At 67.3% G+C, this 12,582-nt stretch carries 11 protein-coding genes; 7 read left to right on the top strand and 4 right to left on the bottom strand.

Annotated features, from left to right (window positions below; all coding sequences use genetic code 11):
• Positions 1-49: 49 nt before the first annotated feature.
• The 3 genes from ACFONC_RS12130 (at position 50) to ACFONC_RS12140 (ending at position 5,395) form a co-directional block, all read left to right on the top strand.
• Positions 50-3,583, top strand: a complete 3,534-nt coding sequence (locus ACFONC_RS12130) for a hybrid sensor histidine kinase/response regulator (RefSeq protein WP_386744389.1) — start codon at positions 50-52, stop codon at positions 3,581-3,583.
• A 399-nt stretch (positions 3,584-3,982) separates the two neighbouring features.
• The gene (locus tag ACFONC_RS12135; protein WP_386744391.1) at positions 3,983-4,648 is read left to right on the top strand and encodes an HD domain-containing protein; all 666 of its coding nucleotides are present in this window, start codon (positions 3,983-3,985) and stop codon (positions 4,646-4,648) included.
• A 24-nt stretch (positions 4,649-4,672) separates the two neighbouring features.
• A complete protein-coding gene (locus ACFONC_RS12140) occupies positions 4,673-5,395 on the top strand; it encodes a hypothetical protein (RefSeq protein ID WP_386744393.1) in 723 nt (240 codons plus the stop codon).
• A 524-nt stretch (positions 5,396-5,919) separates the two neighbouring features.
• On the opposite strand, the gene ACFONC_RS12145 is transcribed toward ACFONC_RS12140, so the two are convergent.
• From ACFONC_RS12145 to ACFONC_RS12155, 3 genes are all read right to left on the bottom strand, one after another.
• Complete coding sequence (locus tag ACFONC_RS12145; RefSeq protein WP_386744394.1) at positions 5,920-6,816, bottom strand: hypothetical protein; 897 nt, start codon at positions 6,814-6,816, stop codon at positions 5,920-5,922.
• A 67-nt stretch (positions 6,817-6,883) separates the two neighbouring features.
• A complete protein-coding gene (locus ACFONC_RS12150; protein ID WP_386744396.1) occupies positions 6,884-8,773 on the bottom strand; it encodes a DNA/RNA helicase domain-containing protein in 1,890 nt (629 codons plus the stop codon).
• A 26-nt stretch (positions 8,774-8,799) separates the two neighbouring features.
• On the bottom strand, positions 8,800-9,150 hold the full coding sequence (locus ACFONC_RS12155; protein ID WP_386744398.1) for a nucleotide pyrophosphohydrolase: 351 nt from the start codon (positions 9,148-9,150) through the stop codon (positions 8,800-8,802).
• Between the two features lie 126 nt (positions 9,151-9,276).
• Here ACFONC_RS12155 and ACFONC_RS12160 point away from each other — a divergent pair, with 126 nt between their 5' ends.
• Both ACFONC_RS12160 and ACFONC_RS12165 read left to right on the top strand, forming a co-directional pair.
• Positions 9,277-9,516: a hypothetical protein gene (locus ACFONC_RS12160; protein WP_386744400.1), complete on the top strand. Its 240-nt coding sequence runs from the start codon at positions 9,277-9,279 to the stop codon at positions 9,514-9,516.
• Positions 9,517-10,073: 557 nt separating this feature from the next.
• Complete coding sequence (locus tag ACFONC_RS12165) at positions 10,074-10,565, top strand: hypothetical protein (protein ID WP_386744401.1); 492 nt, start codon at positions 10,074-10,076, stop codon at positions 10,563-10,565.
• Positions 10,566-10,668: 103 nt separating this feature from the next.
• Here ACFONC_RS12165 and ACFONC_RS12170 read toward each other — a convergent pair whose 3' ends face one another.
• On the bottom strand, positions 10,669-11,088 hold the full coding sequence (locus ACFONC_RS12170; protein WP_386744403.1) for a hypothetical protein: 420 nt from the start codon (positions 11,086-11,088) through the stop codon (positions 10,669-10,671).
• 456 nt (positions 11,089-11,544) lie between these two features.
• On the opposite strand from ACFONC_RS12170, the gene ACFONC_RS12175 reads away from it, so the two are divergent.
• A complete protein-coding gene (locus ACFONC_RS12175) occupies positions 11,545-11,952 on the top strand; it encodes a VOC family protein (protein WP_386744404.1) in 408 nt (135 codons plus the stop codon).
• A 58-nt stretch (positions 11,953-12,010) separates the two neighbouring features.
• Positions 12,011-12,547: a DUF4199 domain-containing protein gene (locus tag ACFONC_RS12180; protein WP_386744405.1), complete on the top strand. Its 537-nt coding sequence runs from the start codon at positions 12,011-12,013 to the stop codon at positions 12,545-12,547.
• Positions 12,548-12,582: the final 35 nt, after the last annotated feature.

The following is a 12,582-nucleotide window of genomic DNA, read 5'->3' on the forward strand; positions in this document are numbered from 1 at the left end:
GTTGCGAGGATTCCCGGGCGCCCGGGGAGGGCGCGTCGGGGAGGGAACCATGCTGCGCACATTGATCGTGCTGCTGCTCGCACTGCTGGGCGCCGCAACCACCGCCGGCGCAGCCGTGCCGGAAACACCGCGCCTGCGCATCATCGGCGCCGCGCAGGGGTTGCCGTCCACCGACTTCTTCGGCATCGCCCGCGACCGCGACGGCTACATCTGGATCGCCACCGGCGACGGCCTGGCGCGCTACGACGGCCTGGCCATGCGTGTGTGGCGGCACGAGCCGGACGACCCGCGCTCGCTGCCCGGCAACAACGTCCAGTTCGTCCACGTCGATGCGCGCGACCGGGTCTGGGTGGCCACCGAGAACGGCGGCCTGAGCATGCTCGACCGCGACCGCAGTGGCTTCCGCCACTACCGCAAGGCCGACCACCCGCAGATGGGCAGCGACGACGTGTTCGCGATCACCAGCCGTGGCGACGACATCTGGTTCGGCAACTACGCCGGTGGCCTGCACCACCTCGCGCCCGACGGCAGCATCACCCACTACGGGCACGACCCCGGCGATCCCGACAGCCTGCCCACCGATACCGTCATGTCGCTCGCGTTCGACGGTGCCGGCACCCTGTGGATCGGCGCGCGTACGGGTCTGGCGAAGTTCCAGGACGGGCGCGTCCAGCGCGTGCCGATGCCCATCGACGGCACTCCGCAGCTGTACTCCACCACGATGGTCGGCGACGACCTGTGGGTCGGCACCGCGCAGGGCGTGTACGTGCGCGCGCCCGACGGCCGCTGGTCGCAGCCCGAGTGGACGCCGATGTTCGAGCGCCCCAACGCACTGCTGCAGATCGCGCGCGACGACGATGGCGCCTATTGGCTGGGCAGCCAGCGCGGCCTGTGGCGCGTGCAGCCGGGGCAGATCCCCGTGCCGGTGCCGCTGGGCGGGCCCGGCATCGTCAAGCCGATGTCCGCCCTGCTGCGCACCGACGACGGTGCGCTGTGGGTGCCGGTCGTCGGCGCTGGCCTGGGCTACCTGCGCTCGGACTGGCGCGACGTCGCCCAGTTCTCGCGCAGCGGCGGCGTGCTCGAAGGCGACTTCTACCGCGCCCTCGCGCCGGCCAACGGTGGCGGCGTCTGGTTCGGCGCCTACAACGGCGTGATCGAACACATCGACGCTGCCGGCGAGATCGCCGCCTTCGACGACGACGTGCGCGACCGCCTGCGCGACGTGAGGATGTTCTCGCTCACCCAGGACACGCACGGCAACGTCTGGGTCGGCGGCGCGGCCGCGCGCCTGGTGCGCGTGTCGGCCGACGGCGCCATCGACGAGTGGAACCACCGCCGCGACGCCGACCAGGTCCTGCCCGGTTTCATCGACATCCTGCGGGTCGCGCCCGACGGCAGCCTGTGGCTGTCCAGCCAGGGCGGCGGCATCCAGCAGCGCGACCCCGTCAGCGGCGCCGCGCTGCAGACCTGGCCGGCCGGCGATGGCAGCGCCGTGGGCAACGGCGAAACCGAGGCGATGGCCTTCGACGCCGACGGCCAGCCGTGGATCGCCACCGCCGCCGGCCTGGCGCGCCTGGACGCGGCCAGCGGCAAGTTCGTTGCAGTGGCCGCCACCGCGGGCACGCGCGTGTTCGCGTTCGACTTCGACGGCCCCGACGCCCTGTGGCTGCAGCGCCTGTCGGGCCTGGAGCGCTACGAGCGCAGCGGCGGCCAGTGGCGGCGCACCGACGCGGCCGGCGCCGCCGACGGCCTGCCCTCGGTCGGCGCCGGCGGCCTGCGCGTGGACGGCCAGCACCGGGTGTGGATGTCCACCTCGCGCGGCCTGTTCCGCTGGACCCCGTCGTCGCGGCTGCTGCGCCGCTACGGCGTGCAGCAGGGCATCGGCAGCCAGGAATTCCTCGACCGCGCCATCGTCCTCACCGAGGAAGGCATGCTCGCCGCCGGCACCGCCGACGGCGGCATCGTGCTGGTCGACACCACCACCGTCGAGTCCGCGCCCGCCGTGCCAACACTGCGCCTGGACTCGTTCGCCGTGCGCCGCGACGGCCGCTGGCAAGACGTGCCGCTGCAGCCACGGATGACCCTGTCGCCCGACGAGCACGAGTTCATCGTGCGCGCGCGCCTGCTCGCCTACGACGACCCCGGCTCCAACCGCTACTGGTCGAAGCTCGAAGGCTTCGACACCGACTGGGTGCAGCAGGGCGCCGTCGGCGAGCGCAGCTTCACCGGCCTGCCCGCCGGCAGGTACACGCTGCGCCTGCGCGCCGCCGACGCCGCCGGCGGCGCCGCGCACGAGCAGGTGTTGCGGCTCGTCGTGCGGCCGCCGTGGTGGCGCACCGGCTGGGCGCTCACGGCGTTCGCGCTGGCCGCGCTGCTGCTGCTGTGGAAGGCTGCCACCGACTACCGTCGCCGCCTGCGCCGCCGCCACGCCTGGCAGATGACCGAACACCAGCGCGAAGTCGCCGAACAGGCCTCGCTGGCCAAGAGCCGCTTCCTCGCCACCCTCGGCCACGAAGTGCGCACCCCGATGACCGGCGTGCTGGGCATGAGCGAACTGCTGCTGGGCACCGACCTGGACGCCCGCCAGCGCGGCTATGCCGAATCGATCAGCAACGCCGGCAACCACCTGATGCGGCTGGTCAACGACGCCCTGGACCTTGCCCGCATCGAAGCCGGCAAGCTCGAACTCGACGCCCGCCCGTTCGACCTGCACGCCCTGGTGCGCGAAGTGGTGGCGCTGATGGAACCGGTCGCCCGCAAGCGCGGCCTGCGCTTCGAACAGTCGCTGGCCGCCGACACGCCGCGTTGGGTGCGCGGCGACGCCGTGCGCCTGCGGCAGATCCTGCTCAACCTGCTGGGCAACGCCATCAAGTTCACCGACCAGGGCGAAGTTTCGCTGCGCGTGGAACCGCACGGCGATGGCGTGCGCGCGGTGGTCGGCGACACCGGCCCCGGGCTCAACGACGAGCAGAAACAGCGCCTGTTCCGCCGTTTCGAACAGGCCGAAGGCGCCCGCACCGCCGCCCGCTACGGCGGCAGCGGCCTGGGCCTGGCGATCTGCCAGGAACTGGCCGACGCCATGGGCGGCCGCATCGAAGTCGATAGCGCGCCGGGGCAGGGCACCCGCTTCAGCGTCGCCCTGCCGCTGCCCGCCGCGCAGGCCCCCGCCGGCCGGCCCGCCCACGGCGTCACCGGCGGCCGTGCCGCCGGCCCGCTGCAGCTGCTGCTGGTCGAGGACGACCCCACCGTGGCCGAAGTGGTCACCGGCCTGCTGCGCGCCCAGGGCCACGCGGTCGTCCACGCCGCGCACGGCCTGGCCGCGCTGTCCGAAGCCGCCGCCCGCCGCTTCGACCTGGCCCTGCTCGACCTCGACCTGCCCGGCCTCGACGGCTTCGCGATCGCCCGCCAGCTGCGCGCCCGCGGCTTCACCGCCCCGTTGCTCGCCGTCACCGCCCGCGCCGACCCCGACGCCGAACCCCAGGCCACCGCCGCCGGCTTCGACGGCTTCCTGCGCAAGCCCGTCACCGGCGAAATCCTCGCCGACGCCATCGAAGCCCTCCTGCCCGACAAGCACACCCCGTAGGTCGGGGCTACGCCCCCGACGGCTCTTGATTTTGCCTTCTGCTGGACCTTCGCCCCCGCCGGAAAGCCGTCGGGGACGTAGCCCCGACCTGCGGCCGTCAGCAGCCCCCGGACTTTCCTGGGAATGCTCTGAACAACTCGCTTTTTGATCGTCATTCCCGCGAAAGCGGGAACCCAGCGTCTTTGATCTCAACTGCATAAGACACTGGGTCCCCGCTTTCGCGGGGATGACGACAGTTATTCAGAACTTTCCTAGGAAAACTTCTCCCCCGTCCCCGATTCCACACTTTCCGCGTCTACCATTCTGGAGCTAGCCAGCGGCTGCTCCCAGGAACCGCCACCCGCCACGCCGCGGGTCGCCAGACACACGCACGCCGAAGGCCAGGGACAGGGGCACCACATGACCGCATTCACAGACCGCTTCAGCCGGGCCGTCGACTACGCCCGCATCGCCCACGCCCGCCAGGTGCGCAAGGGCACGCACGTCCCGTACCTGAGCCACGTGCTCGGCGTCGCCGCGCTGGTGATCGAGTACGGCGGCAACGAAGACCAGGCCATCGCCGGCCTGCTCCACGACACCATCGAAGATTGCGGCACGGCCCACGAAGCCATGATCCGCGCCCTGTTCGACGAAGCCGTGGTCGACATCGTCATCGCCTGCACCGACGCCTCCGCCGAAGCCCGCGCCGCCCAGGCCGACCCCGCCACCGCCCGCGCCAACTGGTACGCCCGCAAGCGCGCCCACCTCGACAACGCCATCGACGCCGACGACACCGTCCTGCTCGTGCTGGCCTGCGAAAAGCTCCACAACGCCCGCGCCATCGTCCAGGACCTCGAAAACCCCACCGTTGGCCAGGCCGTGTTCGACCGCTTCAACGGCGGCCGCGACGGCACCCTGGGCTACTACCACTCGCTCGCCCACGTCTTCGCCACCCGCGACGTCGCCGTCGCCACCGCCTTCGACAACGCCGTCGGCCGCATGCACCAGCTGGCCGGCAACGCACCACGCCAGACGCTGCGCGCGCTGGACGACAGCCGCAGCGAGCAGGCCGTCGGCTGCGGCTGACGCCACCAACCACAGGGGAATGCAATGGGGACGGAAGACAAGAGCCACGACGGCGGCAACAAACAGGCCGCCTCGTCCAAGCCCGGCTGGCTGACCCGCCAGCTCGGCGGCTTCTACAGCTGGCGCGATGCCATGAAGAAGCACCCGCTCAAGGGCACCGGCCTGGCCGTCGCGATCTTCGTGCTCGGCGTGCTGGGCAACGAAGCGATCGGCCGGGTCATGGACAAGTTCCGCGACCCGGACCAGTTCCTCGTCCAGATGAAGGACGAGCAGCAGCAGAACTTCGACGCCCTCAAGGCCAGCCTGTCCGAACTCAAGGGCTCGCTCGACGCCGACGGCAACGCCGCCCTGCGCAACGTCGCCACCGCCGCCGAAGCCCTGCAAAACACCAACGCCCGTCTGATCGAGGAGTTCGCCCTCGCCAAGCGCGAGAACGACACCCTGCGCAAGGCCGTGCGCGACGCCACCGGCATGGAGGGCGGCTCGGATTTCATCGTCGGCGAGAACGGGTCCTGGCAGATCGACCCTGAAACCTCGCTGGGCCTGGCGGGCGTGAGCGCCAACTACGTCGGCATCAACCTCACCTCCCGCGACAGCGACACCTCGGTGCGCAAGAACCTCAATCCCGGCGAAGCGATCGCCTACACCAGTGCCAGCGGCGAGGCCTGCAAGATCGCGCTGCACACGATCAACAACGCACGGCCGGGGAGTGCTTCGTTTTCGAGGATCTGTCGCGAGGGGGCGTGAAGCTGTGGACTTTCGATGTATTGGTGGATGTTTGCAATCGACCCACAGGGGACAGTCAGTCGTAGCCGGCCATGGCGATCGCTGAGCGGGTGAGGCATAGATGCTTGAGAAGGCGCTTCACAACCTCTTCGGGGTGCCGCCTCAGCATGCGAAATTCCCATGTTATTGATTTTTATGGCCATGAAATTATGGTCACAACAATAATTGCACTATAAAAACGCAGTTCTTATGAACACCTACTCCGGGCGTTGGACGACAAGCTGACAGCAGGTGTGGCTTGATCTGGCGATTACTAGGACCGCTTACGGGGCCGTGTAAGGCGGATCCCGCCGCAGCTCGGTAGTGCGCCCGCTCCCTGCCGACAAGCGTTAACGACCCGAAGCGGACGATGCACCCAATTCATTTCGCGTGAGCCAGAGGGTGGAACAGTTTTTAGTCCTTCTGCTAACGGGCTTGTAGGTGGCTATGAAACCCGGGGCGACTCAGTTCGCCCTTCAATTTCATTCCCTAGGGCGTTTGCGAATTCAGGTTGTCGCCCGCGATTCAAGCTGCGCTTCATATCGTGCAAGCAGCTCTTGTAGGACATGAGCTGAAGCCGCTGCATTCATGAAGCGCCCTGTGGGCTTGAACCCCTTGTAGAGATGAAGTGGATTGCGGCTCATCGTGCCTTTGACCATCGAGCCGGCAAATGCCTGGGTTTCTTGCGCAACAAAGAGGGCTAGGAACTGCGTATGGTAAGTGTGGGCGCCAAGTGACAAGAAGTGGACCTCATCTGAATTCGTCAGTGAGGGGCTGAATGCGCTGAACAACGATGAATCGCGTCCACCGTGCGTACTATCGGAGAACAGTTTCTTCGCTTCCTTGTGTCGTTCGACAAGTTGCTTTGCGCGTGGCTCCTCGACGTCGCATGCAGCTGCGTATCGGAGCATCTGCTCGTAGACGCGTCCGTATCCGATGTGCTTGTTCCAGAATGCGTTCGTATCGGTCGTGTGAGCGAAGGCTTCGCAAGTGGTCGCGTCCAATGCGAGCGCCATGGCGATCTCGATGTTTTCAATGAAGGTACGGGCAAGTACGTTGGCCGCCATGTCCTGACCAAACGCAAGGAGTTCGCGGATGGATACAAGGTCTCGTTTCAACCTTGAAATGGTTACCGCGTATGCGGTCAGGTCGCTGCTGAGCGGAACCTCGTACAGATAGCGCTCAAACTGTATGAAGAATTGAATGCCTTCATCTAGCAGGACAAACCACGGTTGCAGATGTTCGTCGCGCTGCGCATTCAATCTTTGCCTTAGTGCATCCAACTCACGTGGCACGTCGACTCGGCCGCAATCTGCGGCCGGAAAGGCTGCGGCGTGCAGTAGCTCAGCGCGATTTATCAGGGTATGGAGTGTGGCTGCATCGATTCGGACAGGGTCATTCATGCGTTCAGTATCCGTGAGCGTAAGTCCGGTGTCAGCCGGTCGCACGGCCGTTATTGGCCGGAAGCCGTCATTCCGGTTTGCTGATCGTGGTGCCAATCGCCCGACGGAAGTACTGCTGCGTGCCGGCATCCGTGCAGAACACGTAGCAGCCTTTCATGCCCCGCGTCATCAACGTCCGGTAGGTATTCCGGATGATCCTGTCCAGGCGCCCGCGGGTTTGTTCCGGGGCCGACTTCATCAGTTTCTTGTAGCCGCGGATCGACCGGTCCTGCTTCGAGCGGTTTTCCGGCGACGTCACCAGTTGCCCGTCGCGGGCGAGCAGGTCCGGGCCGATGATGACGCCAACGTAATCCAGCTCCAGGCCCTGGCAGGTGTGGATGCAGCCGACCTCGTCGATTGAATCGGGGGCGATCAGCCAGAGGCTGCCGTCGCGGTCGAGGTTCCATTGTTTCCGGTAGCCATGCGCGTCGATGACGATGTCGTATGCGTCCGGATCCTTCCTGCTCTTCCAGTCCCAGCAATAACCTGCGACCACGCGCGCCTTGTTGCTGGCGCGGTTGCGTTCGGCAATCAGGGCGTGCAGTTGCGTGGGCGAGTCGACGACGCGGAAGTCGAATGCATCGGGGTCGAAGTCGGCGTTGGCGGTATCGCGGATGCCGAGCGTGCGATCCAGCCAGGCGAGATAGCCATCGGAGCCGTTGCATCGGAACTGCGAGGCCAGCTCCAGCCGGGTGACTTGTGCGCCGAGGTGGGCCGCCCAGCGCTCAAGTTCGGTCGAATGCCCGATGTCGTTGAGGGTGACCATCTGGTCGTCGTCGACGAACAGGATCGTGCACTTGGCGCTGTCGATGATTTCCTTGACCTGGTTCTCGCCGAGGTTGCCGTACAGGCCGGAAAGCCGGTTGAGCCGGTGCGCCTCGTCGACGACCAGTGCATCGAAGGTGTTGCGCGGCGTGTCGATGAACGCGCCCGAGCCGCTGAACAGGTTGGAGATTTCCACTTGCCGGAAGCGCTCGCCCATGAGTCTGGCCTTGTAGACACTGCGCGGCGCGGCGTTCTTGGACACGTACTTGGCCAGCAGCCCGAGCTGGGTGAGCGCGGCCAGCAGGTTGATCGCGACCACGGACTTGCCGGTGCCGGGGCCGCCCTGGACGATGACGACCTGCTTGGCATCCTCGCTGGCGGTGCGGGCGAGGGCGAGGGCGGTTTCGTGTACGACCTTCTGGTCGTCGATCAGCACGAACTCCCGGTTGCCGCGCAGCATCCTGCCGAGACTATCGGCCAGCATCTTCGAAGGTCGGATGCGGCCGTTCTCGATGCGGTAGAGAAGCTCGGCGTTGTCGCCGTGCCTGACGTGCTGCTTGATGAAGGCGCGCAGGCGCTCGCGCTCGGCGTCGCCGCGCAGGAACAGCGGCGCCCGGTCCATGTAGGGCGTGTAGTGCGGGTGGCTGATGACGCCGTCGTCCACGTAGTTGTGCAGGTAGGCGCAGGGGCGCAGGCCGACGTTGCCTTCATGGACGGCCTCGTTGAAGCCCTCCAGCAGGGCCGCGTACGACCACGCCTGGTAGCAGGGGTGCGCGCCCTCGCGTTCGCGCACGCCGCCGCGCTGGGCGATCACGATCCCGTCCTTGTCGGAAAGCTTGGACGAAGACCATTGCTTGAGCTCGACCACGATCAGGTGCGGGCGGTCGTCCGCGTCGCGCCCGGAGAGGATGAAATCGATCCGCTTGGATGTCTGCGGGATGCCGTACTCGATGCCGACGCCCATGTCGCCTGGCATCCCTTCGTCGCGCAGCACCTTGGCCATCTGCCCGAGCGATTCGCGCCAGGAGCGGATCTCGGCGTGCGGCGCGTACCTGCCGGTGCGTGCGAGGTAGGCGCTGGCGATGACATCCTCGATGTCGCGATTGTCGGTGTCCTGCAGGAATCCCGACCTGGTGCCCTGGTAGATGATCAAGGACAGCCCCCCTGTCGCCTCTATCGTTAAAGCTCGGTGTACTTGCGCATGCTGCCCCTGGCAAGCTCCACCGGATACTTCATCGCGTTGCGCTGCATCTTCCTCCTGGCGGCATCGAGCGGGTCGATGCCGAGCTTGTCGGCGATCTGCAGCAGGTACAGCAGGACATCGGCCAGTTCTTCGGCGACCTGTTCCCGCTTGTCGGGAGGCAGGTTGCGGCTTTGTTCTTCGCTGAGCCATTGGAAATGTTCCAACAGCTCCGCGGCCTCGACCGAAAGCGCCGCGGCGAGGTTCTTGGGAGAGTGGAACTGCTCCCATTCCCGCGCGGCGGCGAATTGCCGCAGGGCGGACTGCAGTGCTTCGATCTCCTGGCTCATGACGGCGACCTCGATGCTGGGGCCCATCCTAAACCAGGGCAGCGGTATGGCGGTTCGGCTGGTGTGCAGGGCGGGCTGCGCCGCGGGTGATATCCATCGAACTTCGCGACAGGAACTCCGCGCGCCATGCGTTGCGCGATCAACGCCAGCCACCGCCCGCCAGTTTCCGCCCAGCGACCGCCGCAGGTCGACGTGGCGCCGCGGAATCCCGACGAAGCCATCCGGCTCGCGAACGGGCTGATGCCGCCTTCCAACCGATCCACCCCGCGCGCGATGGCGGAAGTGCCGCGCGCCAACGCGGAACCCTTGCACGCGAACGAAAAAGTGCCGGCTTCCGGCCGGCCAGCCTTGCGCGCAAGGCTTTGACCCTTGCGCGCAAGGGTCCGGGGCTTGCGGATCGCAAGGTTCTTGGCCTGCGCGCGGGCTCGGAAGCTTGCGCGCAAGGCTTTCAGGTCGGAGCGCGGGGCTCCGACCGTTGCGCGCAAGGGTCTGGGGCTTGCGGATGGGCGCGCCGCGGGCTTGCGCGCAAGGTCGGGCGGCGGCGTTCGGGGTGATCTGGTCGGCGGCCGGGGGTTTTTGGCTTGCGCGCAAGGGTTCGGGCTTGCGCGCAAGGCTTCGACCCTTGCGCGCAAAGGTCCGGGCCTTGCGGGCAAGGGGTTGGAGGCGGGGGTGCGGGGTGCGGGCGCGGGGCGTCGGGGGCGTAGCCCCGACCTACGGCGGTCGGTGGTTGGCGGGCAGTGGTTGGCCGGCGGTGGGTGATGGGCGGGGTCAGGGAATTCCGACGCGGTGTGGGGAGTTTTCCTACACGGGGACGGGGGGTTCGCTGATGTTTCGGGCGGGCGGTTTGCGGTCAACTGTCTGCATCGGCCAGGCAGGCCGGTTCCCAACCATCAAGCAGGTCCGACACGGACAAAGGAATGCACATGAGTCAGAACCGCATCGATATCGAACTCTCCACCGAGACCCTGACCAGCGTCGACGGTGCGTTGACCACGCTGGAGCAGGCCCTGCTCATGCTGATCGGCCTCACCCCGGAGGAGCGCAAGGGCACCAGCCGCATGGGCGACAAGTCGGAGGCGTTCTGCCGGCAGGCGGTGGTCGCCTTCAGCGAGAACCCCGACGTGCTGCCGCGCAACTTCGACCTGGACGCCTACCGGCGCGACCTGGCCACGCTCGACAACCTGCGGCCCCGGCTATCCCGGATGAGGCGGCTGCTCGAGCGCATGGAGGACACCGACACCGCGCTGGGCAGCGACCTGATGGCGAACTCGCTGGAGGGCTACGCGGTGCTCAAGGTGTCCGGCAAGGGCGCCGGCCTGGACAGCCTGCGGGAGATGCTGTCGGCCCGCTTCTCGCGCAGTCCGCGCCCCGCCGCGGCCCCGCCTGCGCCGGCCCCGCAACCCCCTGCTGCATGATCGCGTCGTTCCTCCCCTGACAGCGCGATCCATGCACGGAAGACCCCGCATCGCGGGGTCTTTTTTTGTGGCCGGGCCTCGGTCGGTGGATTGCCGGCGATGATCACTTGTCGGTCGGGCAGTGCGCCGTGTACCAGTCGCCGAGCACGCTGACGTCGCGCTGGTAGGGCGCGGACTCGACCATGGCTTTGATGGCCTCGGGGCTTTGGCCCTTCACCTTGTCCAGTTGCTCGACGATCCTCAAGGATGCATCGCGCAGCGTGGGTTGGCCTGCGTCGTCCAGCGGCAGCATTTCGGCGCTGTCGCGCATGCCCTGCAGCATTTCGGCGGTGTCCGGCGTGACCTTGGCGACACTGGTGGGAGCGATGCCCGCACCGATTGCCGCCGCGTGCACGGTCATGCAGTCCCCGGCCTGCTTGAGGCCCTCGGTCCAACTGGTGAGCTTGTCCTCGCTGTCGTCCATGAAGCCGCAGGAGGCGAGTGGCAGGAGCAGGACGAGTCCGGTGAGGTGGCGTTTGCGCATGGGTCTTCCCTGAGTCGAGGTGGTGCCTAGTCTCGGGGATGCGCGGGTGCGGCTCAACCGCGAGGCGTGGCGGCGTGATTGCGCCATGGGATGGGTCCGGGTGTGAAGACGCTGGGTTGACCAGCCCTGCGGCTGTCAAGAAAGTTCTGAATAACTGTCGTCATCCCCGCGAAAGCGGGGACCCAGTGTCTTATGCGGTTGAGATCAAAGACGCTGGGTTCCCGCTTTCGCGGGAATGACGATCAAAAAGCGAGTTGTTCAGAGCATTCTTGAGAAGCGCTTCCGCTTTCGCGGGAATGACGGTCAAGAGCGAGTTGCACGGAGTATTCCCAGCGGGGTCGGGCATCGTCGACAGCCTGCCGCGGCCGGACTGGATCGCAGGGGAAACCGGGGGATTGTCGATTTCCGCGCGGGTGGTTCGTCGCGTGGATACAACCCCCGAAAAAGGAACCGGCAATGACCCGCATGATCTTCGTCAACCTCCCCGTCGCCGACCTCCCGGCCTCGATGGCCTTCTATGAGGCGCTGGGCTTCACCAACAATCCGCACTTCACCGACGACACTGCCGCGTGCATGGTCTGGAGCGATGCGATCCACGTGATGCTGCTCACGCACGACAAGTGGCGCACGTTCACCAGCCGGCCGATCCCGCCTTCGACTTCCAGCGAGGTGCTGCTGGCGATCTCGCTGGACAGCCGCGAGGCGGTCGATGCCATGAACGACAAGGCGGCCGCGCACGGCGGGACCGCGGACATCAATCCGAAGCAGGACCTGGGCTTCATGTACAACCGCAACCTGGCCGATCCCGATGGCCATGTGTGGGAAGCAATGTGGATGGATCCGGCGGCCATCCCGGCGGAGTAAGGTTGCGGCGGGGCCATCGACCGGGTGGCGCATTTTCCATTGCACGGGGAGCGGTTCGATGGGACGCAACATCCTGAAGTACGGCGTGATCGCGGGGCTGGTGGTGGCCGCGGGCATGTGGGGCACCTTGCTGGCGTTCGGCAACGACATGCCGCACGGCTGGTCCGGCATGGCGTTGGGCTACCTGAGCATGCTGGTGGCATTCAGTGCGGTGGTCATCGGGATCAGGCGCTACCGCGACGTGGACCGCGGCGGGGTGATCGGCTTCTGGCCGGCGTTCGGCCTGGGCCTGGGGATTTCGCTGGTCGCGGCGATCTTCTACGTGCTGGCCTGGGAGCTGGCACAGGCGACGGTGGTCGGTGACTTCGCCGGCCGCTACGCCGCGACGGCGATCGAGCAGGCGAAGGCAGGCGGGGCAGGCGCGGCCGAGCTGGCGAAGCTGACGGCGCAGATGGAGGCGTTCAAGCTGCAGTACGCCAATCCGCTGTTCCGGCTGCCGATGACGTTCGCCGAGATCTTCCCGGTGGGCGTGCTGGTGTCGCTGGTGTCGGCGGCGGTGCTGCGCAACCGGCGGGCGTTGCCGGCGCGGGGTTGAGGCGGGCGGGCAGGGCGCCGCGTCTGTCGCGGCGC

It is taken from the genome of Luteimonas soli (assembly GCF_042648865.1).
GTDB lineage: Bacteria > Pseudomonadota > Gammaproteobacteria > Xanthomonadales > Xanthomonadaceae > Luteimonas > Luteimonas soli.

Coding starts and splice junctions, on each gene's coding strand:
- ACFONC_RS12130 (WP_386744389.1), top strand. CDS start 50: ATGCTGCGCACATTGATCGTGCTGCTGCTCGCACTGCTGGGCGCCGCA.
- ACFONC_RS12135 (WP_386744391.1), top strand. CDS start 3,983: ATGACCGCATTCACAGACCGCTTCAGCCGGGCCGTCGACTACGCCCGC.
- ACFONC_RS12140 (WP_386744393.1), top strand. CDS start 4,673: ATGGGGACGGAAGACAAGAGCCACGACGGCGGCAACAAACAGGCCGCC.
- ACFONC_RS12145 (WP_386744394.1), bottom strand. CDS start 6,816: ATGAATGACCCTGTCCGAATCGATGCAGCCACACTCCATACCCTGATA.
- ACFONC_RS12155 (WP_386744398.1), bottom strand. CDS start 9,150: ATGAGCCAGGAGATCGAAGCACTGCAGTCCGCCCTGCGGCAATTCGCC.
- ACFONC_RS12160 (WP_386744400.1), top strand. CDS start 9,277: ATGCGTTGCGCGATCAACGCCAGCCACCGCCCGCCAGTTTCCGCCCAG.
- ACFONC_RS12165 (WP_386744401.1), top strand. CDS start 10,074: ATGAGTCAGAACCGCATCGATATCGAACTCTCCACCGAGACCCTGACC.
- ACFONC_RS12170 (WP_386744403.1), bottom strand. CDS start 11,088: ATGCGCAAACGCCACCTCACCGGACTCGTCCTGCTCCTGCCACTCGCC.
- ACFONC_RS12175 (WP_386744404.1), top strand. CDS start 11,545: ATGACCCGCATGATCTTCGTCAACCTCCCCGTCGCCGACCTCCCGGCC.
- ACFONC_RS12180 (WP_386744405.1), top strand. CDS start 12,011: ATGGGACGCAACATCCTGAAGTACGGCGTGATCGCGGGGCTGGTGGTG.